The 24,363-nt window shown below is 65.6% G+C and carries 23 protein-coding genes; 17 read left to right on the top strand and 6 right to left on the bottom strand.

Going from position 1 to position 24,363, the window contains the following annotated elements; translation table 11 throughout:
* Positions 1-21 precede the first annotated feature (21 nt).
* Together J1N50_RS17245 and J1N50_RS17240 are read right to left on the bottom strand one after the other, a co-directional pair.
* Positions 22-1,791, bottom strand: coding sequence for a cation:proton antiporter domain-containing protein (locus J1N50_RS17245; RefSeq protein WP_215356040.1), 1,770 nt, complete (start codon positions 1,789-1,791; stop codon positions 22-24).
* Positions 1,792-1,855: 64 nt separating this feature from the next.
* On the bottom strand, positions 1,856-3,070 hold the full coding sequence (locus J1N50_RS17240) for an NADP-dependent isocitrate dehydrogenase (protein ID WP_215356038.1): 1,215 nt from the start codon (positions 3,068-3,070) through the stop codon (positions 1,856-1,858).
* A gap of 163 nt (positions 3,071-3,233) precedes the next feature.
* Here J1N50_RS17240 and J1N50_RS17235 point away from each other — a divergent pair, with 163 nt between their 5' ends.
* Entirely contained in the window at positions 3,234-3,968 is a 735-nt protein-coding gene (locus tag J1N50_RS17235; RefSeq protein ID WP_215356036.1) for a phosphatidylserine decarboxylase, read from the top strand.
* Position 3,969: 1 nt separating this feature from the next.
* The gene (locus J1N50_RS17230) at positions 3,970-4,743 is read left to right on the top strand and encodes a CDP-alcohol phosphatidyltransferase family protein (RefSeq protein WP_343227912.1); all 774 of its coding nucleotides are present in this window, start codon (positions 3,970-3,972) and stop codon (positions 4,741-4,743) included.
* Here J1N50_RS17230 and J1N50_RS17225 read toward each other — a convergent pair.
* Entirely contained in the window at positions 4,727-4,975 is a 249-nt protein-coding gene (locus J1N50_RS17225; RefSeq protein ID WP_215356033.1) for a hypothetical protein, read from the bottom strand. The two genes, J1N50_RS17230 and J1N50_RS17225, sit on opposite strands and share 17 nt — an antisense overlap.
* Positions 4,976-5,283: 308 nt before the next feature.
* Here J1N50_RS17225 and rpsB point away from each other — a divergent pair, with 308 nt between their 5' ends.
* The 12 genes from rpsB to rpmE all read left to right on the top strand — a co-directional run bounded on the left by rpsB (position 5,284) and on the right by rpmE (position 16,841).
* Positions 5,284-6,117 (top strand): 30S ribosomal protein S2, encoded by an 834-nt coding sequence (gene rpsB, locus J1N50_RS17220; protein ID WP_215356031.1) that lies wholly within the window; start codon positions 5,284-5,286, stop codon positions 6,115-6,117.
* A 135-nt stretch (positions 6,118-6,252) separates the two neighbouring features.
* Positions 6,253-7,179, top strand: a complete 927-nt coding sequence (gene tsf, locus J1N50_RS17215) for a translation elongation factor Ts (RefSeq protein ID WP_215356029.1) — start codon at positions 6,253-6,255, stop codon at positions 7,177-7,179.
* Between the two features lie 226 nt (positions 7,180-7,405).
* The gene (gene pyrH / locus J1N50_RS17210; protein ID WP_215356027.1) at positions 7,406-8,128 is read left to right on the top strand and encodes a UMP kinase; all 723 of its coding nucleotides are present in this window, start codon (positions 7,406-7,408) and stop codon (positions 8,126-8,128) included.
* A gap of 23 nt (positions 8,129-8,151) precedes the next feature.
* Positions 8,152-8,706, top strand: a complete 555-nt coding sequence (gene frr / locus J1N50_RS17205) for a ribosome recycling factor (protein WP_215356025.1) — start codon at positions 8,152-8,154, stop codon at positions 8,704-8,706.
* 122 nt (positions 8,707-8,828) lie between these two features.
* Positions 8,829-9,515 carry a polyprenyl diphosphate synthase gene (gene uppS, locus J1N50_RS17200; RefSeq protein WP_215356023.1) on the top strand — a complete coding sequence of 229 codons (687 nt, stop codon included), beginning with the start codon at positions 8,829-8,831 and terminating at the stop codon, positions 9,513-9,515.
* A gap of 3 nt (positions 9,516-9,518) precedes the next feature.
* Positions 9,519-10,193, top strand: coding sequence for a phosphatidate cytidylyltransferase (locus J1N50_RS17195; RefSeq protein WP_215356021.1), 675 nt, complete (start codon positions 9,519-9,521; stop codon positions 10,191-10,193).
* Position 10,194: 1 nt separating this feature from the next.
* A complete protein-coding gene (locus tag J1N50_RS17190) occupies positions 10,195-11,358 on the top strand; it encodes a 1-deoxy-D-xylulose-5-phosphate reductoisomerase (protein ID WP_215356019.1) in 1,164 nt (387 codons plus the stop codon).
* Positions 11,351-12,481, top strand: coding sequence for an RIP metalloprotease RseP (gene rseP / locus J1N50_RS17185; RefSeq protein ID WP_215356055.1), 1,131 nt, complete (start codon positions 11,351-11,353; stop codon positions 12,479-12,481). Before J1N50_RS17190 ends, rseP begins: the two co-directional genes overlap by 8 nt.
* A gap of 72 nt (positions 12,482-12,553) precedes the next feature.
* Positions 12,554-15,235 (top strand): outer membrane protein assembly factor BamA, encoded by a 2,682-nt coding sequence (bamA, locus tag J1N50_RS17180; protein ID WP_215356017.1) that lies wholly within the window; start codon positions 12,554-12,556, stop codon positions 15,233-15,235.
* Positions 15,235-15,921, top strand: coding sequence for an OmpH family outer membrane protein (locus tag J1N50_RS17175; RefSeq protein ID WP_215356015.1), 687 nt, complete (start codon positions 15,235-15,237; stop codon positions 15,919-15,921). Before bamA ends, J1N50_RS17175 begins: the two co-directional genes overlap by 1 nt.
* Positions 15,922-15,926: 5 nt before the next feature.
* A complete protein-coding gene (fabZ, locus tag J1N50_RS17170; RefSeq protein ID WP_215356013.1) occupies positions 15,927-16,406 on the top strand; it encodes a 3-hydroxyacyl-ACP dehydratase FabZ in 480 nt (159 codons plus the stop codon).
* Positions 16,407-16,613: 207 nt separating this feature from the next.
* Positions 16,614-16,841, top strand: a complete 228-nt coding sequence (rpmE, locus tag J1N50_RS17165) for a 50S ribosomal protein L31 (RefSeq protein WP_058457605.1) — start codon at positions 16,614-16,616, stop codon at positions 16,839-16,841.
* Between the two features lie 9 nt (positions 16,842-16,850).
* Here the strand turns inward: rpmE and J1N50_RS17160 are convergent, their stop codons facing one another.
* Positions 16,851-18,323 carry a glycerol kinase gene (locus J1N50_RS17160; RefSeq protein WP_215356011.1) on the bottom strand — a complete coding sequence of 491 codons (1,473 nt, stop codon included), beginning with the start codon at positions 18,321-18,323 and terminating at the stop codon, positions 16,851-16,853.
* Positions 18,324-18,632: 309 nt separating this feature from the next.
* On the opposite strand from J1N50_RS17160, the gene J1N50_RS17155 reads away from it, so the two are divergent.
* The 3 genes from J1N50_RS17155 (at position 18,633) to J1N50_RS17145 (ending at position 22,961) form a co-directional block, all read left to right on the top strand.
* Complete coding sequence (locus J1N50_RS17155) at positions 18,633-20,015, top strand: DEAD/DEAH box helicase (RefSeq protein ID WP_215356009.1); 1,383 nt, start codon at positions 18,633-18,635, stop codon at positions 20,013-20,015.
* 180 nt (positions 20,016-20,195) lie between these two features.
* Positions 20,196-21,863, top strand: coding sequence for an MFS transporter (locus J1N50_RS17150; RefSeq protein WP_215356007.1), 1,668 nt, complete (start codon positions 20,196-20,198; stop codon positions 21,861-21,863).
* A 54-nt stretch (positions 21,864-21,917) separates the two neighbouring features.
* A complete protein-coding gene (locus tag J1N50_RS17145) occupies positions 21,918-22,961 on the top strand; it encodes an alpha/beta fold hydrolase (protein WP_246553726.1) in 1,044 nt (347 codons plus the stop codon).
* Here J1N50_RS17145 and J1N50_RS17140 read toward each other — a convergent pair.
* Entirely contained in the window at positions 22,915-23,667 is a 753-nt protein-coding gene (locus J1N50_RS17140; protein ID WP_215356005.1) for an alpha/beta fold hydrolase, read from the bottom strand. The two genes, J1N50_RS17145 and J1N50_RS17140, sit on opposite strands and share 47 nt — an antisense overlap.
* Before the next feature lie 46 nt (positions 23,668-23,713).
* On the bottom strand, positions 23,714-23,953 hold the full coding sequence (locus J1N50_RS17135; protein WP_058457611.1) for a hypothetical protein: 240 nt from the start codon (positions 23,951-23,953) through the stop codon (positions 23,714-23,716).
* Positions 23,954-24,363 lie beyond the last annotated feature (410 nt).

Raw genomic sequence — 24,363 nt, 5'->3', positions numbered from 1 at the left:
GGTTTCGACCCCAGGCCGGTCTCAGCTTCCCGGTGTGCGCAGCTTGCGGATGCGCGGTTCGTGATCGAGGTCGCCCTTGGTCATGATGTCGTGGCGCATCTTGGCGCGCACATCGTGGATCGAGGCGATCACCGGCCCCATCGCGACGCCGAGGTCGATCAGCACCGCCTCGGCGAGCTGTAGCGAGCTTTCGAGCGTTTCGGGCACGGCGTCGTTGGCGCCGGCCTTGTACAGCGCGGCGGCATGATCGGCATCGCGCGCGCGGCTGATGATCGGCAGGTCTGGGTGCTTCTGCTTGAGCTGGCGTGTCATGCGGAGCTGCTGCACCGGATCGTCCATCGTCAGCACGATCGCCTGCGCGCTTTCGATCCCCAGCCTGTCGAGCGCCCCGGGGCGGGCGACATCGGCAAAACGAACGACGAAGCCATCGCGCCGGGCCGCGGCGACCGTGTCGATGTCGGCATCGACCGCGATATAGGGTCGGCCATGCTCGCGCAGCAGTTCGGCAACGGTGCGCCCGACGCGTCCGAAGCCCACGATGACCGTGCGCCCCTCGGGCGTCTCCTCGGCCTGTGCGTCGCCCGTCCGCATCTCGATCCGCCGCGCGATGTCGTGCCCGACGCGCGCGAGCAGGGGCGTGATCGTCAGACCGATCGCGGTGACGAGCTGCCAGAATTCGGCGGTGTCGCGGCTGATCAGCTGCGCCTGCAGCGCGGTGGCGAGGACGATCAGGGTGGTTTCGGACGGGCTCGCCATCAGCAGCCCGACCTCGGCCGCGGTGCCGCGCCGGACCTGCCCTGAAAAGCGCAGCAGCGCGGCGGTGACCGCGGCCTTGATCAGCACGACGCCGACCACGGCCGCGACGAGCTCCGGCCACTGGCTGGCGATGGTCTTGAGGTTGAGCCCCATGCCGACGCTGATCAGGAACACACCGAGCGCAAGCCCCTTGAACGGCGCTGTGATCGCCTCGACCTCGTTGTGATATTCGGTCTCGGCGATCATCAGCCCGGCGAGCAGCGCGCCGACGATCGGCGACAGGCCGACCGCTGCGGTCGCGAGCGCCGCGACGATCACGACGAGCAGGCTCGCGGCCAGAAAAAGTTCGGGGTTCTTCGCACGCGCTGCCTGCGCGAAGATTTTCGGCAGCAGGAACCAGCCTGCGACCGCAAGCGCCGCGACAACGAGCGCGCCATGCCACAATGTCGTCAGCAGCAATTCTGCACTGTCGCCCGATGCCGCAGGCGACAGCGCGGCGAGGATGAAGATGATCGGGACGAGGGCGAGATCCTCGAACAACAGCATCGAAAAGGAGGCACGCCCGACCGCCGACTTGGTGCCGGCGATCGGCAGCACGAGCGCGGTCGAGGAGAGGGCGAGCGCGATGCCAAGGCCATAGGCGGCGGCGGTCGAATGTTCGCCGAACAGGAGCAGGGCGGTGCCGAGGATCGCACCGCCGACGAACAGTTCGGCGGCGCCGATGCCGAAGACCAGGGTCCGCAATTGCCACAGGCGGCGGAACGACAGTTCGAGCCCGATCGAGAAGAGCAGCAGGATGATCCCGAATTCGCCAAAGGTCGCGATGTCCTCGACCGAACCGATGGTGACGTGCTTCAGCCACGGATAGTCTGCGGCGAAGGCGCCGAGTCCCGACGGGCCGACGAGCAGGCCGACGAGGATGAAGCCGATGACCGGCGAAATCCGGAACCGCGCGAAGGCCGGAATGACGATGCCCGCGGCGCCCAATACGACCAGCGCGTTGCCGATCGCCGAGGTTTCTGTTTCCGATACCATAAGGGCCGACCTTATGCAGGCCGGCCCCGATTGGCTAGACGTCTATCTCAAGCCTTTTGCTTGTTTATGCGCCCATCTTCTTTTCGAGATTCTCGACGATCGCCTCGAAGAAGCCTTCGGTCGTCAGCCAGTTCTGGTCGGGACCGATCAGCAGCGCGAGATCCTTGGTCATCTTGCCGCTCTCGACCGTCGCGACGCAGACCTTTTCGAGGTCGTCGGCGAATTTGGTCACCTCGGGCGTGCCGTCGAGCTTGCCGCGGTGCTTGAGCCCGCCGGTCCAGGCAAAGATCGACGCGATCGGGTTGGTCGAGGTCGCCTTCCCCTGCTGGTGCATGCGATAGTGGCGGGTGACGGTGCCGTGCGCGGCTTCCGATTCCACCGTCTTGCCGTCGGGGGTCATCAGCACGCTGGTCATCAGGCCGAGCGAACCGAAACCCTGCGCGACCGTGTCCGACTGGACGTCGCCGTCGTAATTCTTGCAGGCCCAGACAAACTTGCCGCTCCACTTGAGCGCCGAGGCGACCATGTCGTCGATCAGGCGGTGCTCGTAAACGATGCCGAGCGCGTCGAACTGCGCCTTGAATTCGGCCTGGAACACTTCCTCGAACAGGTCCTTGAAGCGGCCGTCATAGGCCTTGAGGATCGTGTTCTTGGTCGACAGATACACCGGCCATTCGCGCGCGAGACCATAGTTGAGGCTGGCGCGCGCGAAGTCGCGGATCGAATCGTCGAGATTGTACATCCCCATCGCGACACCCGACGAGGGGAACTGGAACACCTCCTCGTCGATCAGCGTGCCGTCCTCGCCCTCGAACACCAGGCGCAGCTTGCCGGGGCCGGGAACGCGGAAGTCGGTCGCCTTATACTGGTCGCCGAAGGCGTGACGACCCACGACGATCGGGTCGGTCCAGCCGGGGACGAGGCGCGGAACATTCTTCATGACGATCGGTTCGCGGAAGACCACGCCGCCCAGGATGTTGCGGATCGTGCCGTTCGGCGACTTCCACATCTTCTTCAGGCCGAATTCCTCGACGCGGGCTTCGTCGGGGGTGATCGTCGCGCACTTCACGCCGACGCCATGCTTCTTGATCGCATTCGCCGCCTCGACGGTGATCTTGTCGTCGGTACGATCGCGTTCCTCGATGCCGAGGTCGTAATAGTGAAGGTCGATGTCGAGATAGGGCAGGATCAGCCGTTCGCGGATCCATTGCCAGATGATCCGGGTCATTTCGTCGCCATCGAGTTCGACGACCGGGTTGGCTACCTTGATCTTGCCCATGCTTTAAGCCTTTTCCTTGGGGAGTCGGAGTTGCAGCGGGCCTTAGGCAAAGCGGCGCGATCGTGCAACTGCCCCGTCGCATCCGGGCCGACGGCGATCGTGCGGCAATCTTGGTGTCTTATTCCGTTGTCACGGCGGAACCGGCCCCGTAAAAGACTGCCCCATGTCCACCACCATTTCCTCGAACCGCCCCGGTGGCGGTATCAAGTGGCGCTGGCCGTCGGTGCATCCCGAAGGCCGCAAGTTCCTGCTGATCGCGGGTATCGTCACCCTCTGTTTCTGGCTTCTCGGCTGGGAGATCCTCGGCTGGCTGATGCTCGGCGTCACCGCCTGGGTCGGGGCGTTCTTCCGCGATCCGGTGCGCGTCACCCCGACGGGCAGCGATGTCGTGATCGCACCCGCCGACGGGCTGGTGACGCAGATCGCCGAAGTCGCGCCGCCGCCCGAAATCGCCGGACCCGATGGCCTTGCCGATCCGCTGATGCTGCGCGTCTCGATTTTCATGAGCGTGTTCGACGTCCATATCAATCGCACCCCCGTCGCGGGAACGCTTCGCAAGCTCGTCTATATCCCGGGCAAATTCCTGAACGCCGACCTCGACAAGGCGAGCGAGGAGAATGAGCGGCAGCATTTCGTCGTCGAACGCGCCGACGGGGTGCGGATCGGCTTTACCCAGATCGCCGGGCTCGTCGCACGGCGCATCATGCCCTTCGTGAGCATGGGGACCGAACTCCAGGCCGGCCAGCGCGTCGGGCTCATTCGTTTCGGTAGCCGCGTCGATGTTTACCTCCCGGCGGGTACGACGCCGCAAGTGTTGCTCGGCCAGCGCACACTGGCGGGCGAGACGGTCGTCGCGCGGATCGGCAGGGCCGAAATCCTCGACGGCGTCGGGCAGTAGCGTGGCGGAGGACCAGCCGGACGGCATCGGCGTCGAAGCGCGCCGCTTGGGCGGAATCCCGCTGCGCGCCTTTGCGCCCAACGCGATCACCGCGCTCGCGCTGTGCTTCGGGCTGACCGGCGTCCGCTTCGCGATCGGCGAGGAATGGGACAAGGCGCTCGCCGCGATCATCTTCGCCGGCGTGCTCGACGGGATGGACGGACGCATCGCGCGGCTGCTGCGCGCGCAGAGCAAATTCGGCGCCGAGCTCGATTCGCTGTCGGACGTGATCGCCTTCGGCGTCGCGCCGGCGATGATCCTGTTCCTCTGGTCGCTGCAATATGCGCCGAAGTTCGGCTGGACCGCGGCGCTCGCGATCGCCGTGTGCTGCGCGCTCAGGCTCGCGCGGTTCAACTCGCGGATGGATGCGGAGTTTCAGCCGCACAAGTCGGCAGGCTTCCTGACCGGCATTCCGGCGCCGGCCGGGGCGGGGCTCGCCTTCGTTCCCGTCTATCTGTGGCTGGTGACGGGCAGCGACCTGTTCCGCGAATGGTATGTCGTCATGCCGTGGGGGCTCGCCGTTGCAATGCTGATGATTTCGGCGATCCCGACCTACAGCTGGTCGTCGATCCGCCTGCGCCGGTCGTGGCGGCTGTTCGCGCTCGCCGGCGTCGGCCTGCTCGGCGCGGCGCTGGTCACCGCGCCCTGGCATACGCTGCTCGCCGTCAGCACCGTCTATGTGGCGCTGATCCCGTTCGGGCTTGCAAGCTACGCGAAGGTCAGGCGGCGCGGCTGAACTGCGGGCGGGCCGCAACGGCGCGCGAGATGTGGTGACGGGGCGCCGAGGGACGCAGCTTGATGACGGTCGATGCCGGACCCGGCTGCGGCGCGGATGCAATGGGGAAGGCGCCATCGCCGGCGAGCGCCGACAGGATCGCATCGGCGTTGCTACGGACCATCGCGACAATGACCGCGACGCCCAAACCGGCGGCTATGGCGAAGAGGAGAGCGGCAGCGACCTGAACCATCTTGTGTCCTTTCGGCTTCGTTTCCCGCGAAACCGCTTCCTGCTACGGCTCCGTTACGCATTTCGTTCCATGTTCACGGTTTGTTCTCAAGTAAAATGCGACGAATGGAGTCGCTTTTTCGTCGATCCGAAATTTCTCGCGGCAGCGGACGATGGCTGAAACGCGCCGCTGCCCCTTGCTTTTTCCGAGAATCGCGTCTAACGGCCCGCCCATTCCACATGGAAGGCGCACATACCGGTGCCGGGTCCATCCCCCAGCGGATGCCTCGGTTCTTGCCTTCCAGAGGACTAACCGGAAGGAGAAAGACTATGGCGGCACCTGTCGTCACGATGCAGAATCTTATCGAAGCTGGCGCCCACTTCGGCCACCAGACCCACCGTTGGAACCCGCGCATGAAGCCGTACATCTTCGGCGCGCGCAACGGCATCCACATTCTCGACCTGTCGCAGACCGTGCCGCTCTTTGCGCGCGCGCTCGACTTCATCGCCTCGACCTCGGCCGCCGGCGGCAAGGTTCTGTTCGTCGGCACCAAGCGCCAGGCGCAAGGACCGATCGCCGATGCCGCCCGCGCGTCGGGCCAGCATTTCGTCAACCACCGCTGGCTGGGCGGCATGCTCACCAACTGGAAGACGATCTCGAACTCGATCAAGCGCCTCAAGGCGCTCGAGGAACAGCTCTCGGGCGACACCTCGGGCCTCACCAAGAAGGAAGTGCTCAACAAGACCCGCGAGCGCGACAAGCTGGAACTCAGCCTCGGCGGCATTCGCGACATGGGCGGCATTCCCGACGTGATGTTCGTGATCGATGCGAACAAGGAAGAACTGGCGATCAAGGAAGCCAACGTCCTCGGCATCCCGGTTGTCGCGATCCTCGATTCGAACGTCTCGCCCGACGGCATCGCCTTCCCGGTTCCCGCGAACGATGACGCCGCGCGCGCCATCCGCCTGTACTGCGACGCGGTTGCCCAGGCGGCGACCCGTGGCGGCCAGCAGGCCCGCGCCGATCGCGGCGAGGATCTGGGCGCGGCGGTCGAGCCCGTCGCCGAACCGGCGCTGGTCGAAGAGGCCGCCGCTCCGGTGACCGAGGACGAACAGGTCCCCGCCGAAGCCGCTGCCGAAACCGAACGTCAGAGCGACGCCTGATCCGCTCTGTTGGTGACGGGACGGTGCGGCGCCACGCTCGCGCCGTCGCTGTCATCGCTTTGACTTATCGCCCCGCCATGCGCGCGGGCGTCCCGCGGGCCGAAACGCGCCCGCCCTTTTGGAAAGGAATATCCCATGGCTGAGATTACGGCCGCTCTCGTCAAGGAACTGCGCGACCGCACCGGCGCCGGCATGATGGACTGCAAAAAGGCGCTCGCCGAAAATGGCGGCGACATCGAAGCGTCGATCGACTGGCTGCGCACCAAGGGTCTCGCCGCCGCCGCCAAGAAGGCCGGCCGCGTCGCCGCCGAAGGTCTTGTCGGCTTCGCCACCGACGGCACCAAGGGCGCGCTGGTCGAAGTGAACAGCGAAACCGACTTCGTCGGCAAGAACGAGCAGTTCCAGGAATTCGTCCGCGACGTGACCCAGGTCGCACTGCAGAACAACATCACCGACATCGAGGCGCTGGGCGCCGCGGCCTATCCGACCGGCGGCACCGTTGCCGAGAAGCTGACCAGCAACATCGCGACGATCGGTGAAAACCAGTCGCTGCGCCGCGCCGCCATCCTGTCGGTGAATTCGGGCGTCGTGACCGGCTATGTCCACAACGCCGCCGCTCCCGGCATGGGCAAGATCGGCGTGCTGATCGCGCTCGAATCGACCGCCGGCGCCGACGTTCTCGAACCGCTCGGCAAGCAGCTGGCGATGCATGTCGCCGCCGCTTTCCCGCTTGCGCTGAACGGCGACGACCTCGACGCCGATCTCGTCGCGCGCGAACGGGCGATCGCCGAGGAAAAGGCCGCCCAGTCGGGCAAGCCCGCCGACATCGTCGCCAAGATGGTCGACGGTTCGATCGCCAAGTTCCGCAAGGAAAACGCGCTGCTGTCGCAGCTGTTCGTGATCGACGGCAAGACCCCGGTCGCCGAAGTCGTCGCCGCTGCCGGCAAGGATGTCGGCGCGACGATCACGCTCAAGGGCTTCGTCCGCTTCCAGCTCGGTGAAGGCATCGAGAAGGAAGAAAGCGACTTCGCGGCGGAAGTCGCGGCGGCCGCCGGCGTCTGATTAAATAGGGACTGCCCTTCATTTCGTCGTCACCCTGAACTTGTTTCAGGGTCCATGGCCGGTCCATCCGGTTTCCGCAGGTTCGGAAGGCAAGGCCGGGCCATGGATGCTGAAACAAGCTCAGCATGACGAAGTGAGAGACGGCAGTCCGCTTGGCAATGGCGCGTACTCTGACTAGGGTGCGCGCCATTCGCATATCCGAAGAATGTAAGAGGTCCCCCCGCACATGGCTTTGCCCGGCATGAAACGCATCCTGCTCAAACTGTCGGGCGAGGCGCTGATGGGCTCGACCCCCTTCGGCATCGATCCCGAAACGGTCGCGAGCATGGCGGCCGAGGTGAAGGCGGCGAAGGATCGCGGCCTCGAAATCTGCCTTGTGATTGGTGGCGGCAACATCTTCCGCGGCATGGCGGGGGCCGCCAAGGGCATGGACCGCGCGCAGGCCGACTATATGGGGATGCTGGCGACGGTGATGAACGCGCTCGCGATGCAGAATGCGCTCGAACAGCTTGGCGTCGAAACCCGCGTCCAGTCGGCGATCGAGATGGACAAGGTGTGCGAGCCGGTGATCCGCCGCCGCGCCGAACGCCACCTCGACAAGGGCCGGGTCGTGATCTTCGCCGCAGGTGTCGGCGCGCCATATTTCACCACCGACAGCGGCGCCGCGCTCAGGGCCGCGGAGATGAAGTGCGACGCGCTCTTGAAGGGCACCAGCGTCGACGGCGTCTATAATGCCGACCCCAAGAAGGATCCGAATGCGGTCCGATACGACAGCCTCAGCTATGACCGCGTGCTCGCCGACAATTTGAAGGTGATGGACGCGAGCGCGGTGGCGCTGTGCCGCGACAACCATATCCCGATCGTCGTGTTCAACATTCGCGAGGCCGGCAATCTGGCGCGCGTGCTGACGGGCGAGGGCGTTGCCACGGTCGTCCGCGCCGACGACTGACAGAATCAAGAGAGGAAAGACAGATGGCGAAATATGACAAGGCCGACCTCGAACGCCGGATGCATGGCGCGGTCGAATCGCTGAAGCACGACCTTGCGGGCCTGCGCACCGGCCGCGCCAACACGGCGCTGCTCGATCCGATCACGGTTGAAGTCTATGGCAGCCACATGCCGCTGAACCAGGTGGCGTCGGTCAGTGTCCCCGAGCCGCGGATGCTTGCGGTGCAGGTATGGGACAAGGCGAACGTCGGTCCGGTCGACAAGGCGATCCGCTCGGCGGGGCTCGGCCTCAACCCGATCGTCGACGGCCAGCTGCTCCGCCTGCCGATCCCCGAAATGACGCAGGAGCGCCGCAAGGAACTGTCGAAGCTCGCGGGGCAATATGCCGAAAAGGCCCGCGTCGCGGTCCGCAACGTCCGCCGCGACGGCATGGACAATCTGAAAGCCGACGAGAACAAGAAGGAAATCAGCGAGGACGAGCGCAAGCGGTCCGAAACCGACGTCCAGAAGCTGACCGACAGCACGATCGCCGAAATCGATGCGGCGGCGGCGGCCAAGGAAAAGGAAATCCTGGGCTAGTGATTTTTCGGGCTCACCCCTCAGCCGTTCGCCCTGAGCTTGTCGAAGCCCCGTCCTTTTCTTCAAGAGGAAAGTACGGTCCTTCGACAGGCTCAGGGCGAACGGAACTCTAGGTTTCTCCGGTGTCTGAAACTCACCACGGTGCGCGCCATGTTGCCATCATCATGGATGGCAACGGCCGCTGGGCCAAGAAGCGCTTTCTACCGCGCGTCGCCGGGCACAAGGCCGGTGTCGAGGCGGTGCGCACGGTCGTGCGCGCTGCCGCCGAAATGGGGCTGGAGGCGATGACGCTCTATGCCTTCAGTTCGGAGAACTGGAAACGGCCCGAGGAAGAGGTCAACGATCTGATGGGGCTGATGAAGCGCTTCATCCTTTCCGATCTCGACGAATTCGCCGCGAATGACGTGCGACTGAAGATTATCGGCAACTGGCGCGCGCTGGCGCCCGATGTCGTGGAACTGATCGAAGGCGCGCTCGAACGCACGGCGGGCAACAGCCGCACGACGCTGGCGGTCGCGCTCAACTATGGCGCGCAGGACGAACTGGTGCGCGCGGCGAACGCCGCTGCGGCGGACGGCGCGATCACGGCCGAGGCGATCGAGGCGCACCTCGACACCGCCGACCTGCCGCCGCTCGATCTCCTCATCCGCACCTCGGGCGAAGTGCGGCTGTCGAACTTCCTGCTCTGGCAGTCGGCCTATGCCGAGCTCTATTTCACCGACAAATTGTGGCCGGATTTCAAGCCCGCCGACCTTCAGGCGGCGCTCGATCATTTTGCGCGGCGCGAGCGCCGCTACGGGGGGCTTTAGGATATGGCTGCTGCCAGGTCGGACCTTTTGACGCGGGTGGGATCGGCGATCGTGCTGTTCGCGATCGCGGGCATCGCGCTGTGGTTCGGCGGTATCGCCTTCGGGCTGCTGCTCCTCGTCGGCGGTGCGCTCGTCGTGGTCGAATGGCTGGCGCTCGTGCGCGCGATGGGGCTTGGCGGCGGGGCAAAGGCGGCGCTGACGGCGCTTGGCCCGGTCGCGATCCTCGGCGCGATGGCGGGGCTCTGGTTCATCCGCGAACAGCTTGGCATGACCGCCGCGCTCTGGGTCTTCGGCATGGTCTGGGCGACCGATATCGGCGCCTATTTCGCCGGTCGCGCCTTTGGCGGCGCGCGGCTTGCGCCGAAGATCAGCCCGTCAAAGACCTGGTCGGGTTTGATCGGCGGCATGATTGCCGCGCTCGTTGCCAGCGCGACAATCGGCGACCGCGGCGGCATCGTCGGGGTGCCGCTGTGGATCGGCCTGTTCATGGGGCTGCTCGCGCAACTCGGCGACCTTGGCGAAAGCTGGATGAAGCGCCGTGCCGGGGTCAAGGATTCGGGCAAGCTCATCCCCGGACATGGCGGGCTGTTCGACCGCGTCGACGGGCTGCTGCCCGTGGCGCTGCTGCTCGGCGCACTGGCGTTCGCGGGGCACATCGCGGTGCGTGCGGCCGGCTGAGATGACCCGCCGCCTTTCCCTGTTCGGCGCCACGGGATCGGTCGGGCAATCGACCCTCGATCTCGTCCGCCGCGATCGCGAGGCGTGGCGGGTCGACGTGCTGACCGCGAACAGCGACGTCGACGAACTGGCGCGGCTGGCGCTCGAATTCGGTCCCGAGCTTGTCGTGATCGCCGACGAAGGCCGTTACGATGCGCTGAAACAGGCTCTGACGGGCACGAATATCGGCGTCGCGGCGGGGGCGGCGGCATTGACCGACGCGGCGACCCGGCCGACCGATCTGGTTCTGGCGGCGATCGTCGGCACGGCGGGGCTCGCCCCGACGATGGCGGCGCTGGAAGCGGGCCATGACGTCGCGCTTGCCAACAAGGAATCTCTGGTGTCGGCGGGCGAACTGATGATCGCCGCAGCGCGCAAATCGGGCGCGACGATCCTGCCGATCGACAGCGAGCATAATGCGATCTTCCAGTGCCTTGCGGGCGGACGTATCGATCAGGTGCGCCGGATCATCCTGACCGCGAGCGGTGGACCATTCCGCACCTGGAGCGCCGAGGAGATGCGGACCGTCACCCCGACGCAGGCGGTCGCGCATCCCAACTGGTCGATGGGCGCGAAGATCAGCGTCGATTCGGCGACGATGATGAACAAGGGGCTCGAACTGATCGAGGCGCATCACCTGTTCCCTGTCGGGCTCGACCGCATCGAAATCCTCGTCCATCCGCAGTCGGTGATCCACAGCCTGGTGGAGTATGTCGATTGCTCGACCCTTGCGCAGCTCGGGTCGCCCGATATGCGCATCCCCATTGCAAGCGCGCTCGCCTGGCCGCAGCGGATGGCGACGCCATGCGCGCCGCTCGACCTTGCCAGTCTCGCGCGGCTCGACTTCGAGGCGCCCGACGAGGAGCGTTTCCCCGCGACCGCCCTGTGCCGCGGGGCAATTGCCGAGGGCGGCGCGCGCCCGGCGCAGCTCAACGCCGCCAACGAAGTCGCGGTCGCGGCATTTCTTGCCGGACGCATTTCCTTCCCCGCGATCGTCGATACGGTGCGCCGGGTGATCGATGCCGACGCGCCCGCAGCACCGGGTTCGCTTCAGGACTTATTCAGCGTCGATGCCGCATCTCGCGCGGCTGCGCAGCATTTTGTGGACCATTACGAACATGCATGATGTGCCGGTCTGGCTTTATTTCGTCGGTTTCCTCCTTGTCCTCGGGCCGCTCGTCTTCGTCCACGAATATGGGCATTATATCGTCGGCCGCTGGTGCGGGGTGAAGGCCGATACCTTCTCGATCGGCTTCGGACGAAAGATTCTCGGCTGGACCGACAAGCGCGGGACCGAGTGGAAGATCGGCTGGCTGCCGCTCGGCGGCTACGTCCAGTTCGCGGGCGATCGCGACGCGGTCAGCCAGCCCGATGCCGAATGGCAATCGCTGCCCGCCGCCGAAAGGTTGCATACCTTTCCCGCGCAGCCGGTCTGGAAGCGCGCGCTGATCGTGGCAGCGGGTCCGGTCACCAACTTCCTGTTCGCGATCCTGATCCTCGCAGGTTTTGCGGGTTTCGTCGGAACGCCGACCAGCCCCCCCATCGTCGGCTCGGTGCAGGCGGGTTCGGCAGCCGAAGCCGCAGGCCTTCGTTCCGGCGACCGGATCGTCTCGATCGACGGCCGGCAGATCGATGTCTTCATGGATATCCCGATGACCGTCGCCCATCGCCCCGGCGAGACGATGGCGGTCCGCATCGAGCGTGGCGGCGCCGAGCAGGTCTTTCGCGTCACGCCGCGCCTTGTCCGCGAGAAGGATCAGTTCGGCAAGGAGTTCGAGCGCGCGCTGATCGGCGTCTCGCCCGGCAAGGTGGTGTTCGAGAAGATGCCGCTGGCCGAAGCGCCGCTGGTCGCGATGCGCCAGACCGGCCAGATCATCCGCCAGACCGGCGAAGTGCTCGGCCAGTTGCTCACCGGCAACCGTTCGGTGAAGGACTTGAGCGGCCCGCTCAAGATCGCGCAGGTTTCGGGCGAGGCGGCGAGCATGGGGCCGGAGGCGCTGATCTACCTCGCCGCGCTGATTTCCATCAATCTGGGGTTCATAAATCTCTTGCCATTGCCGATGCTCGATGGCGGCCATTTGCTTTTCTATGCCTATGAGGCGATCAGACGCCGGCCCGCGCCCGCACAGGCGCAGGAATGGGCGTTTCGATTCGGCTTTGCCGCGATCGTATCGCTGATGCTGGTCGTGACTTTCAATGATTTGGGCTCATTCGGCCTTTGGGACCGGATCGCGCGCTTGATTGGATAGCCGGACTGGGGCAGGGAGTGCGCGCCAACCTGCGGGGAAGCGGGTTGGTCGCTTTTGAGTTAGTTTTGCGGGATGAACAGCGTGGCATCACAGAATTTCAAGCGCCGGGCGCAGCGGTCGGCGTTGTTTATGGCGGGAACCATGCTGGCATGGCCTGTTGCCGCCGCCGCCCAGGTCGCACCGCCCACCGTCCCCGCATCGAGCGTGCCCGCGCCTTCGGGTGAAGCCGCGCCGACCGCCGCGACGATCAAGTCGATCAATATCGTCGGCAACCAGCGCCTCGAGGCGCAGACGATCCTGTCGTACCTGCGCCTGCGCGTCGGCCAGAATTATGACCGTTCGGTGCTCGACCAGACGCTGAAGGATCTCGCCGCGACCGAGCTGTTCAAGGATTACCAGATCAGCGACGACAATGGCGCGCTGACGATCCAGGTCACCGAAAACCCGGTGATCAACCGCGTCATCCTGGAAGGCAACAAGCGCCTGAAGGAAGACAAGATCCGGCCCGAGATCAAGCTTGCGCCGCGCCAGATCTTCACCCGGTCGAAAGTCCGCGCCGACGTTGCGCGCATCATCGAGCTCTACAAGCGGCAGGGCCGCTTTGCCGCGACCGTCGATCCGAAGATGGTCCAGCTCGACCAGAACCGCGTCGATGTCGTGTTCGAGATCAACGAGGGGCCGAAGTCGAAGGTTCGCCAGATCAACATCATCGGCAACGAGAAGTTCAGCGACGGCGATCTCAAGGACGAGATGGCGACCAAGGAGTCGGGGCTGCTCACGATCCTGTCGTCGAACACCAGCTACGACCCCGATCGCCTCGCCTACGACCAGCAGAAGCTGCGTCTCTTCTACCTGCAGAACGGCTATGCCGACTTCCGCGTCATCTCGGCGGTCGCCGAGCTGACGAGCAACAAGCAGGACTTCATCATCACCTATGTGGTCGAGGAAGGCGAACGCTACAAGTTCGGCAAGGTCGACGTGAAGAGCGACCTGCGCGACTTCAAGCCGGAGATGTTGCAGAAGCTGCTGCCGATGAAGACCGGCGACTGGTACAATGCGAAGCAGGTCGAGGATACGGTCGAAAGCCTCAGCGAGACCGCCGGCCTGTTCGGCTACGCCTTCGCGGACATCAATCCCGATTTTCGCCGCGATCCCGAAGCGCGCACGATGGACATCACCTTCGATGTCGGCGAAAGCCCGCGCACCTATGTCGAACGGATCGACGTCAACGGCAACACGCTGACCCACGACAAGGTCGTGCGCCGCGAATTCCGCCTCAACGAAGGCGACGCGTTCAACAGCTTCGGCGTCAAGCGCACCGAGAACCGCATCAACAGCCTCGGCTATTTCCAGGAGAATCTGGAGATCGAGCGCAAGGAAGGGACGACGCCCGACCGCATCATCCTCGAAACCAATGTCGAGGAAAAGCCGACCGGCGAGCTGTCGCTGTCGGCGGGCTTTTCGTCGATCGAAAGCTTCCTGCTCCAGGCCTCGATCCGCCAGCGCAACTTCCGCGGCCTCGGCCAGCAGTTGCAGGCGTCGGTCAACTATTCGAGCTATTCGAAATCGATCGAGCTCGGCTTTACCGAGCCATATCTGTTCGACCGCAATATCTCGATCGGCGGCAGCGTCTATCGCCGCGATTTGAACTCGTTCAACTTCATCAACAACGACCGCGAAACGACGTTCGAGCAGACGACGACGGGTTTCCAGGTCAATGTCGGCGTGCCGCTGACCGAGTTCATGTCCTTCTTCGGGCGCTACAGCCTGAACTACGACGATGTGACGCTCGACAAGAATCTCTATTATTTCGGCGGCCAGTGCGATCCGCTCGTCGCGGGCCGCTATCTGTGCGACGCGATCGGCACGCGGACGACCTCGCTCGTCGGCTTCACGCTCGCCTATGACGACCGCGACAACCGGCTGCGCCCGACGCGCGGCCAGTCGCTGTCGCTCAGCCAGGATTTCGCCGGCCTCGGTGGCAGCGTCAAATATGTCCGCACCCGCCTGTCGGGATCGAAGCACTTCAACCTCGGCAGCCGCTTCATCCTCAATATCTCGGCCGAGGGCGGCTATATCTATCCGTTCGGCAACGCCCCGACCCCGACGAGCGACAAGGTCCGCCTGACCGACCGCTTCTTCCTCGGCGAACCGCAGATGCGCGGCTTCGACATCCGCGGCATCGGTCCGCGGGTGATCCGCTTCACCGACGTCAACCTCGCCGACCCGGCCAACCCGGTGCTCAACGACGACCTTGGCAACCGCAACAACCTGATCGACGACGCCCTCGGCGGCCGCGCCTATTATCAGGGCCGGATCGAGATGGACATTCCGCTCGGTACCGGCGCCAAGGAACTCGGGCTGCGTCCGTCGGTGTTCCTCGACGTCGGGTCGGTGTGGAGCGTGAAGCGCCCGACGCTGACGACGCTCGCCGACTTCAAGGATCCGTCGGACGGCCTGACCAAGTGGAAATGCCGTAACTCGACAACTGGCCAGACGACCTTCGCGACCCTGACGGCCGGCAGCACGACCCCGCTCTATTCGACCTGCGACGTTGCGAACGGCTTCTCGCCGCTCCCGCCGTTCGAAGAGCGTTTCTACGGGAACACCTGGATGCCGCGCGTGGCGATCGGCGCCGGTGTGAACTGGAACTCGCCGTTCGGGCCCTTCCGCATCGACTTCGCCTACGCCCTCCGCAAAGAAGAGGGTGACGATACCAAACGCTTCTCATTCAACGTAGGAACCCAATTCTGATGAAGAAAATTTTCACCGCCTCGGCGCTTGCCCTTGCCGCGCTGTCGGTTTCGCCCATCGTCGCCGCGCCCGCCGCAGCGCAGGCGAAGGCCGTCGCCGTCGCCGATCTCCGCGTCGCCGCCGCCAGGTCGAACGCCTTCACCGTCGCCTCGCAGCAGATCCAGACGACCTACAAGGCGCAGATCGACCAGCAGGAAACCCGCGGCCAGACACTGCAGGCCGAACTCAACGTCCTCGTCGCCAAATATAATGAAGAGGCGAAGAAGACTCCGCAGAACCAGGCCGCGCTCCAGGCTGCTGCGAAGGCCGTGCAGGACAAGCGCCAGGCCGCAACGGCCGAGCTGCAGCGCATCAGCGCCCCGGTCGACCTCGCCGTCGCCTATGTCGAGGACCAGATCAGCGTTCGCATGAACGAAGCGATCAAGGCCGCGATGACCGCGAAGAAGGTCGATCTGCTGATCAACCCCGAAGCCGTCCTCGCGCGCGAGAACAACGTCGACATCACCGACGCGGTTGTTGCCGAAATCAACAAGCTGCTGCCGAACGTCTCGATCACGCCGCCGGCGGGTTATCAGCCGGGCCAGCTCGTCCAGCAGCGCATGGATGCGGCGCGCGCCGCGGCCCAGAGCGGCGCGGCCGCTCCCGCCGCCCCGGCGCCGACCGGCAGCGCGCCGACGACCCGCTAAGTCAAATGGCGGACGGGGAAAACGCGGGCGAAACTCTGGGTCCGGCGGATATCCGCCGGATCCTGAGCCTGCTCCCGCATCGGTATCCGATGCTGCTCGTCGACCGGGTGGTTTCGATGGTGAAGGGCACCTCGATCCACGCGGTCAAGGCGGTGACGATGAACGAGCCCTTTTTCCAGGGGCATTTCCCCGGCCGGCCGATCATGCCCGGTGTCCTCATCGTCGAGGCGCTGGCGCAGGCGGGCGGTGTGCTCGCGATCGAATCGCTGGGCCTCGCGGGATCGGGCAAGCTCGTCTATTTCATGGGCATCGACGGGGTGAAATTCCGCAAGCCCGTGGAGCCGGGGCACCTGCTCGACCTCCACGTCACCATCCTTCAGGCAAAGCGGAACATCTGCAAGTTCGAGGGCAAGGCGATGCTGGACGGCCAGCTGGCGACCGAATGCCAGTTCACCGCGATGATTGCCGATCCGCCGGGCGACTGACACTATCTCTCTTCGTCACCCCGGACTTGATCCGGGGTCCACGACTTCAGCGCCTCCGATGGATCCCGGATCAAGTCCGGGATGACGAGGTGAGGGGTGTTGCATTTTCCGCCATTCGCCGTTAGGGGACGCCGCTTCGCGGGCCCCGTGACGGGGAAAGCATCGACTCAGCCGCCGGTCGGTAACCGGCGGCACAGGAGCCATAACATGAAAAAAGACATTCACCCCGACTATCACATGATCACGGTCAAGATGACCGATGGCACCGAATATCAGACGCGCTCGACGTGGGGCAAAGAGGGCGACGTGATGACGCTCGAAATCGACCCGACGGCGCACCCGGCATGGACCGGCGGCACGGGCCGTATGCTCGATGCGGGCGGCCAGGTTGCGAAGTTCAACAAGCGCTTCGGTGGCCTCACCCTCAAGCGTTAACTCGCTTCCTCATTCGAGGACTTTTGCAAGCGCGCTTTGCCAGCCGGCAAGGCGCGCTTTGCGCTTCGGGGCGTCGAGCGACGGCGTGAACCGCGTCGCGGTGCCGCGCATCGCGGCGGCGGCGGCGGCAAGGTCGGGATAGAGCCCCGCACCCGTTGCGGCGAGCATCGCGGCGCCGAGCGCTGTGCTCTCGACGAAATCGGGCCGCTCGACGACGATATCCAGCATGTCGGCCAGATCCTGCGCCATCCAGTCGTTCGCGGCCATACCGCCATCGATCCGCAGCTCGGCCCAGTCGACGCCGTCGGCGGCGAAGGCCGATTTCAGGTCATGGGCCTGATAGGCCTGCGCCTCGAGCGCGGCGCGCGCGACATGCGCCTTCGTGCTCGCAAAGCTCAGCCCCGACAGCGCCGCCAGCGCATCGGGCCGCCAGTGCGGCGCGCCGAGACCGGAGAGGGCGGGAACCAGGTAAACCCCGCCATTGTCGAGAACCGACCGAGCCAGTCCCTCGCTCTCGCCCGCGCTCGCGAGCAGGCCGAGCCCGTCGCGGAGCCATTTGATCAGGCTCCCCGCGACGAACACCGATCCTTCGAGCGCATAGGAGCGCGCGTCGCCCTCCTGCACCAATATGGTCGCGAGCAGGCGGTTCGCCGACACCGGCCGTTCGCGTCCGCTGGCCGACAGGATGAAGGCGCCGGTGCCGAAGGTCGCCTTGGTCTGTCCGGGCGACAGGCACGCCTGCCCGATCGTCGCGGCCTGCTGGTCGCCCGCCATGCCGCTGATCGCGATCGGGCCGCCGAACAGTTCGGGGTCGGTCGTCCCGACCGCGGTGGCGCAGCCGGTGATTTCGGGAAGCAGGCCCATCGGCACGCCGAGCAGACCGCAGAGGCCGGCGTCCCAGCCGCCCGCGCCGTTGATGTCCATCAGCAGCGTGCGCGAGGCATTTGTCGCGTCGGTGACGTGGATGCCGCCGGTCAGGCGATAGATGAGGTAGGATTCGATCGTTCCGACCGCCAGCCGGTCGCCGGCCTCGCGAAGCTGCGGCCAATGCTTCAGCGCCCAGCCGATCTTGCTGCCCGAAAAATAGGGATCGAGCAGCAGGCCGCTCTTCGCCTGCACCGCCGCCTCGTGCCCCGCTTCCTTCAGCGCCGCACAGTCGGCCGCGGTCCGCCGGTCCTGCCAGACGATCGCCGGAGCGAGCGGCTCGCCGGTCGTGCGGTCCCAGAACACCACGGTCTCGCGCTGGTTGGTGATCCCGATCGCCGCCACTTGATGCGCGCCGCCCGCCTGCTCCACGACGTCGCGCGTGCAGTCGAGGGTGGCGGTCCAGATTTCGGCCGCGTCATGCTCGACCAGGCCGGGGCCGGGATAATGTTGGCGAAACTCGCGCTGCGCGCTGCCGAGCGGGGTGCCGTCGGCATCGAACAGCATCGTGCGGGTCGAGGTCGTGCCCTCGTCGATGACGATGATCTTTTCGGCCATATAGCTCTCCCGCTTTCGCGTTTGATGACGAAATAATGGGGCGGCGACAAGGCGTAGCGACACTTACATTCGTAACCGGCTTGCAAAATTGCGCGCGCCATGCCATATGTTGTGCAGCGCAGCATGGCGGGCTTTCCCGCCGCAACCACCGGCAGCGTGATTTCCCGTCCATTTTCAGGCGCGGGCGAGCCGGATCAGCGCTTTGTCCCCTTGAGGCACCCTTTCACGCGGGTCGTTTCGAACCCGCGGCCGTGCGCCGTCCGTTCGATGCGAACGGACGTTGTGCGCGTCGCCCATTGCGAGTATTTTATGACGACTTTCAACGACTTTGGTCTGCACGCCGACATCAACCGCGCGCTGGCTGCCAAGGATTACACCGTCCCGACCCCGATCCAGACGCAGGCGATCCCGCCGCTGATGAAGGGCCGCGACCTTTGCGGTATCGCGCAGACCGGCACCGGCAAGACCGCCGGTTTCTCGCTGCCGTCGATCCACCATCTGCTGACCTATCCGCATCGCGCCAATCCGCGCAGCTGCCGGATGCTCGTCCTCGCGCCGACGCGCGAGCTCGCCGCCCAGATTGCACAGAGCTGCCGCGACTATGGCCGCTTTACCAAGCTGCGCGTCTCGACCGTCTTTGGCGGCGTGCCGATCAACAAGCAGATCCGCGACCTTGCCCAGGGCGTCGACATCCTCGTCGCGACCCCGGGCCGTCTGCTCGACCTGGTCGACCAGCGCGCGCTGCGCCTCGACGATGTCGAAATCTTCGTTCTCGACGAAGCCGACCAGATGATGGACATGGGTTTCATCCACTCGCTGCGCCGTATCGCCAAGCTGCTGCCCTCGCGCCGCCAGAACCTGTTCTTCTCGGCGACGATGCCGAAGGAGATCGCGCATCTGGCCGAACAGTTCCTCGAGGATCCGGTCACCGTATCGGTGACGCCGGCCGCGACCACGGTCGAAAAGATCAGCCAATATTCGACCTTCGTCGAACAGAAGGAAAAGCAGGCGCTGCTGCACTCCGTCATCGCCCGCGAAGACATCGACCGCGCGCTGATCTTTACCCGCACCAAGCATGGCGCCGACCGCGTCGTGCGCCACCTGGCGGGTGCGGGGATCAAGGCGATGGCGATTCACGGCAACAAGAGCCAGTCGCAGCGCACCCATGCGCTGCAGGCGTTCCGCTCGGGCGAGATCAAGCTGCTCGTCGCGACCGACATCGCCGCGCGCGGCATCGACGTGTCGGGCGTCAGCCATGTCATCAACTTCGAGATTCCGAACGTTCCCGAACAATATGTCCACCGCATCGGCCGCACCGCGCGCGCCGGCGCCGAGGGCAAGGCGATCAGCTTCATCGCGCCCGACGAGCGTCCGTACATGCGCGACATCGAGCGCGTCACGCGGTCGAAGCCGGAGCCGATGCCGCTGCCCGAGAATTTCAACGAACTGGTGCGCAACCTGCCCAAGCCGGCGCAGCCGCCGCGCGACACCGGCAGCCAGGGCCGGAACCCGCAGCGCCAGCGCGAGGAAGCCCTGCGCGGTCGCGACGCGAACAAGCCGCGCGGCGATCGCGGTCCGCGCCGTGATGGCGCGCCCGGCGGCGAAGGCGCCGAAGGCCAGCGCAAGCGCCGCTTCCGCCCGCGGGGCAAGAGCGTCGGTGCCCACAAGGGCGCGGTCAAGCGCGTCGGTTGATACGAAAACCCTCGTCATTGCGAGGAGCATAGCGACGAAGCAATCCAGGGTGGGCTAAACCGCTCTGGATTGCTTCGCTTCGCTCGCAATGACGAAGTTGTGGGGTTGGTGCATCTGCGCCATTGACCGAAGTCCGCGACCGGGTACCCTTCGCGCCATAATTGGGCGAGGGGGTAGCGAATGACGGACGCAGGGGTAGCATCACCCATCGATAGCGGCCAGAGCGAGCGCAAGGTCATCCTCGCCTCATCGCTCGGTACGATCTTCGAATGGTATGATTTCTACCTTTACGGCCTGCTCGCGACGATCATTTCGGCGCAATTCTTTTCGGGCGTCAACGAAACGACGGGCTTCATCTTCGCGCTCGCAGCCTTCGCCGCAGGCTTTGCGGTAAGGCCGTTCGGCGCGCTCGTCTTCGGGCGCATCGGCGATCTCGTCGGACGCAAGAACACTTTCCTCGTCACCATGGGTATCATGGGCCTGTCGACCTTCCTCGTCGGCGTGCTGCCCGGCTATGCGTCGATCGGCACCGCGGCCCCCGCGATGCTCGTCGGCCTTCGTCTGCTCCAGGGGCTCGCGCTCGGCGGCGAATATGGCGGCGCCGCCACTTATGTGGCCGAACATGCGCCCGAGGGGAAGCGCGGGCTCTTTACCAGCTTTATCCAGACGACGGCGACGCTCGGGCTGTTTGCGGCGCTGCTCGTCGTCATCGCGACGCGATCGGCGATGGGCGAGGCGGCGTTCGCCGACTGGGGCTGGCGCATTCCCTTCCTGATTTCGATCGTGCTGCTCGGCGTGTCGCTGTGGATTCGCCTTCAGCTCGAGGAGAGCCCGGTCTTCAGGCAGATGAAGGAAGAAGGTACGACGTCGAAGGCGCCGCTGACCGAGGCCTTCGGCCGCTGGGCGAACCTCAAATGGGTCATCGTTGCGCTGTTCGGCGCGGTCGCGGGGCAGGCGGTGGTCTGGTACGCGGGGCAATTCTATGCGCTGTTCTTCCTGGAAAAGACGTTGAAGGTCGACGGCGCGACCGCGAACATCCTGATCGCCATCGCGCTGGCGCTCGGCACACCCTTCTTCATCCTCTTCGGCTGGCTCAGCGACCGGATCGGGCGCAAGCCGATCATCCTTGCCGGTTGCGCGCTCGCCGCGCTCACCTACTTCCCTGCCTTCCAGCTTCTCACCAGCGCCGCCAATCCGGCGATGGCGAAAGCGCAAGCGACGGCGGCGGTCACGGTCACCGCCGATCCCGGCTCGTGCGCCTTCCAGTTCGATCCCGTCGGCAGGAACAAGTTCGAAAGCACCGGCTGCGACATCGCCAAGTCGGCGCTTGCCAAGGCCGGGGTGAATTACCGCAGCGTCACCCGCGAGCGCATCACCGGCGAGGGCGCCGATGTGTGGGTCGGCAAGAAGATCCTGATCGCGCCCGACCCATGGCGCCTCGCCGAAGAGGATCGCGCGGGCGCCGCCGAAGCGTTCCGCAAGGAGCTGGCCGCCGCAACCGCCGCGGCCGGCTATCCGGCGAAGGCAGATCCCGCGGCGATGAACCAGCCGCTCGTCGTCGCGATCCTCTTCTACCTCGTGCTGCTCGTGACGATGGTTTACGGGCCGATCGCCGCGCTGCTCGTCGAACTGTTCCCCAGCCGCATCCGCTATACCGCGATGTCGCTGCCCTACCACATCGGCAATGGCTGGTTCGGCGGATTTCTGCCGACGACGGCCTTTGCGATGGTCGCGGCGACGGGCAATATCTACTATGGCCTATGGTATCCGGTCATCGTCGCGGCATTGACCGTCGTCGTCGGCCTGTTGTTCCTGCCCGAAACCTTCCGCCGACCGATCCACCAATAGGGTGGATTGACGGGGCGGGCATCGGGGCTAGGTTTCGCACGCTCGGAGGGGGGCATGATGCAGACGATCGACGAGGATGATTTCGAACCGCTGCCGCCGCGGCGCCCCCTGTTCCGGCGCAAGCGCGTCCTGATCCCGTTCGGCCTGCTGCTCGCGATCGTCGTCGCCTTCCTCGTCCTGCGCACCCCCGACACCGACCGCGATGCGATGATCGCCAAATATGGCGGACCGGGCGCTGCCTTCGCGGCGGGACCGGCCGGACAGCGCATCCACTACCGCGATCAGGGCAAGCGCGACGGGCCGGTCCTGCTGCTGCTCCACGGCTCGAACGCCAGCCTTCAGACGTGGGAGCCGCTGGTGAAGCGGCTTGGCGGCACCTACCGCATCGTGGCGCTCGACCTGCCGGGGCACGGGCTCACCGGCGCCACCCCCGACACCGATTACAGCGCCGACGGCATGATGGCGGCGGTCGACGTCGTGATGGCGAAGCTGGCGCTCGACCGTTTCAGCATCGGCGGCAATTCGATGGGCGGCTGGGTCGCATGGCGCTATGCGCTGGCGCGGCCCGAGCGGATCGACGCGCTGCTGCTGATCGACGCCGCGGGAATGCCGTTGCGCAAGGGCGAAAAGGCGCCGCCGTCGAACGTCGGCTTCCGCGTCCTCCAATATCCCGTCGGCCGCTGGCTCGCGACACAGATCACGCCGCGTTCGCTCGTCGAGGAGTCGCTGCGCGGATCGATCGAGAAGCAGGATATCGTCGATGACGCGATGATCGATCGCTATTGGGAATTGCTGCGCTTTCCCGGCAACCGCGAGGCCACGGTGCTGCGGGCGCGGATGGATCGCCAGCCCGCGATGGCGAGCAAGGTGAGCGCGATCACCGCGCCGACATTGATCCTGTTCGGCAAGCAGGACCGGCTGATCAACCCGACCGCCGCGCAGACCTTCCACGAACGCATCGGGGGGTCGGAGGTCGTGCTGCTGGACGGGATCGGGCATCTGCCGATGGAGGAAGCGCCCGACGAAACCGCCGCGGCGATCGACGATTTCCTCAAGCGGCGGCTTGCGCCGCGTCCGGCCGATCCAGAAACGCGCTGATCCGCGCCGCGATCTTTGCGGCGTGGGTGAAGGGGAAGAGGTGCGATCCCGGCACCACTTCCAGCGCCGCACCGTCGATCAGGTCGGCGATCGCCTGCCCATGGCCCGCGGGGACGACGCCGTCGCGTTCGCCCATCAGGATGAGGACGGGCGTGTTCTTGAGGTGCGGCAGCATCGCGGCGCTCGTCCAGCCCGCCATCGCCATGGTCTGATAGGTGAGGCCCAGCGGGGTTGCGGTCGGCAGCTTCAGCCCGCTGGCGAGCATATCGTCGTCGAGCAGCGCCGCCCAGCCGATGCCGGGCGCGCCGACCGACGGCGTCGTCGCCATCAGGACCATCCGCCGGATCCGGCCCGGAAACTGCACCGCGATCTGCTGGGCCAGCGCGCCGCCCCAACTGAATCCGGCAAGGTCGATCAGCGTCTGATGAAACCGGTCGGCGATCTCCATCACGATCGCCGCCATCGTCGGCGCGCTATAGGGCAGGATCGCATCGGGCGACCCGCCGACGCCGGGCATGTCGAGCGTCCACACCTCGCGGCCGTCGATCTGCGCGAGCAAGGGCGCGGCGGCGGCGATGTCGGCGCCGATGCCGTTGAGGAACAGCAGCGGCGTTCCGGGCGCACCCGCGCGCCAGCGCGCGACGCGCAGCGTCAGGCCGTAAACATGCTGGGTGCTGATTTCGGGACGCCCGCCGATCCTGCTCATGCGGTCGGCTTTGGCACAAACCGGTGACGGACGAAAGTCCGCCGCCTCAATCGGCCACCTTCGCCGCCTCGGCCGCCTTTTCGTAGCGCAGGCAGTCGAATATCTTTCCGCCGGCAAGGAACACCGAGCCGGTGCAGGCGAGCAGCAGCAGCTTGCCGCCCACCCCCGGATAATGGTCGATATACGCCATGCCGCGGGCCATGGCGCCGACGGCCAGCGCGTAAATGATCAGGCACGCTTCGAAGCGGGTCTTGATGACGAACAGGCGACCGATTTTTTTCAGCATCACCATCTCCCGAAGCAAGGGATGTGCCAGTGGCGCAAATCCTTGATTCGGCGCGCCGGGTTTATGGTAAACTGTAAATTAACCCGACAGAGGAGGGAAGGGGCGGCTCGGATCGGGATGCGAAGCGGTCCTGCGTTCGGTCGCCGTCGTGTCCCGGATTCCAAAGTTCAGGAAAGTTCAGCCCATTGCATCGCCGGTTTGGAACCGGGGGGCGAACGCATCTCGCCTGCCTCGCCGCGGCCGCGCCTGCAAGCAAGACCGCGACCGCTTTTATCCACCAGATGAAAGAGCTGGAAGAAGGCTGGCACAGCCGGATAATGTAGGAAAGGGTTATTTGAAGGTGGTGTCGGCTTCGGGGTGGGGAGCGGCCCTTCAAATCCTCCCCGCTTGCGGGGAGGTGGCAGCCGCGT

Source organism: Sphingopyxis soli (assembly GCF_018682675.1).
Taxonomy (GTDB): domain Bacteria; phylum Pseudomonadota; class Alphaproteobacteria; order Sphingomonadales; family Sphingomonadaceae; genus Sphingopyxis; species Sphingopyxis soli.
This window is presented reverse-complemented; position numbering and strand designations above follow the sequence as displayed.

Excerpts from the sequence above, each read along its gene's own strand:
- J1N50_RS17245 (WP_215356040.1), bottom strand. The coding sequence starts at position 1,791 with ATGGTATCGGAAACAGAAACCTCGGCGATCGGCAACGCGCTGGTCGTA.
- J1N50_RS17240 (WP_215356038.1), bottom strand. The coding sequence starts at position 3,070 with ATGGGCAAGATCAAGGTAGCCAACCCGGTCGTCGAACTCGATGGCGAC.
- J1N50_RS17235 (WP_215356036.1), top strand. The coding sequence starts at position 3,234 with ATGTCCACCACCATTTCCTCGAACCGCCCCGGTGGCGGTATCAAGTGG.
- J1N50_RS17225 (WP_215356033.1), bottom strand. The coding sequence starts at position 4,975 with ATGGTTCAGGTCGCTGCCGCTCTCCTCTTCGCCATAGCCGCCGGTTTG.
- rpsB (WP_215356031.1), top strand. The coding sequence starts at position 5,284 with ATGGCGGCACCTGTCGTCACGATGCAGAATCTTATCGAAGCTGGCGCC.
- tsf (WP_215356029.1), top strand. The coding sequence starts at position 6,253 with ATGGCTGAGATTACGGCCGCTCTCGTCAAGGAACTGCGCGACCGCACC.
- pyrH (WP_215356027.1), top strand. The coding sequence starts at position 7,406 with ATGGCTTTGCCCGGCATGAAACGCATCCTGCTCAAACTGTCGGGCGAG.
- frr (WP_215356025.1), top strand. The coding sequence starts at position 8,152 with ATGGCGAAATATGACAAGGCCGACCTCGAACGCCGGATGCATGGCGCG.
- J1N50_RS17195 (WP_215356021.1), top strand. The coding sequence starts at position 9,519 with ATGGCTGCTGCCAGGTCGGACCTTTTGACGCGGGTGGGATCGGCGATC.
- J1N50_RS17190 (WP_215356019.1), top strand. The coding sequence starts at position 10,195 with ATGACCCGCCGCCTTTCCCTGTTCGGCGCCACGGGATCGGTCGGGCAA.
- rseP (WP_215356055.1), top strand. The coding sequence starts at position 11,351 with ATGCATGATGTGCCGGTCTGGCTTTATTTCGTCGGTTTCCTCCTTGTC.
- bamA (WP_215356017.1), top strand. The coding sequence starts at position 12,554 with ATGAACAGCGTGGCATCACAGAATTTCAAGCGCCGGGCGCAGCGGTCG.
- J1N50_RS17175 (WP_215356015.1), top strand. The coding sequence starts at position 15,235 with ATGAAGAAAATTTTCACCGCCTCGGCGCTTGCCCTTGCCGCGCTGTCG.
- fabZ (WP_215356013.1), top strand. The coding sequence starts at position 15,927 with ATGGCGGACGGGGAAAACGCGGGCGAAACTCTGGGTCCGGCGGATATC.
- rpmE (WP_058457605.1), top strand. The coding sequence starts at position 16,614 with ATGAAAAAAGACATTCACCCCGACTATCACATGATCACGGTCAAGATG.
- J1N50_RS17160 (WP_215356011.1), bottom strand. The coding sequence starts at position 18,323 with ATGGCCGAAAAGATCATCGTCATCGACGAGGGCACGACCTCGACCCGC.
- J1N50_RS17155 (WP_215356009.1), top strand. The coding sequence starts at position 18,633 with ATGACGACTTTCAACGACTTTGGTCTGCACGCCGACATCAACCGCGCG.
- J1N50_RS17150 (WP_215356007.1), top strand. The coding sequence starts at position 20,196 with ATGACGGACGCAGGGGTAGCATCACCCATCGATAGCGGCCAGAGCGAG.
- J1N50_RS17145 (WP_246553726.1), top strand. The coding sequence starts at position 21,918 with ATGATGCAGACGATCGACGAGGATGATTTCGAACCGCTGCCGCCGCGG.
- J1N50_RS17140 (WP_215356005.1), bottom strand. The coding sequence starts at position 23,667 with ATGAGCAGGATCGGCGGGCGTCCCGAAATCAGCACCCAGCATGTTTAC.
- J1N50_RS17135 (WP_058457611.1), bottom strand. The coding sequence starts at position 23,953 with ATGCTGAAAAAAATCGGTCGCCTGTTCGTCATCAAGACCCGCTTCGAA.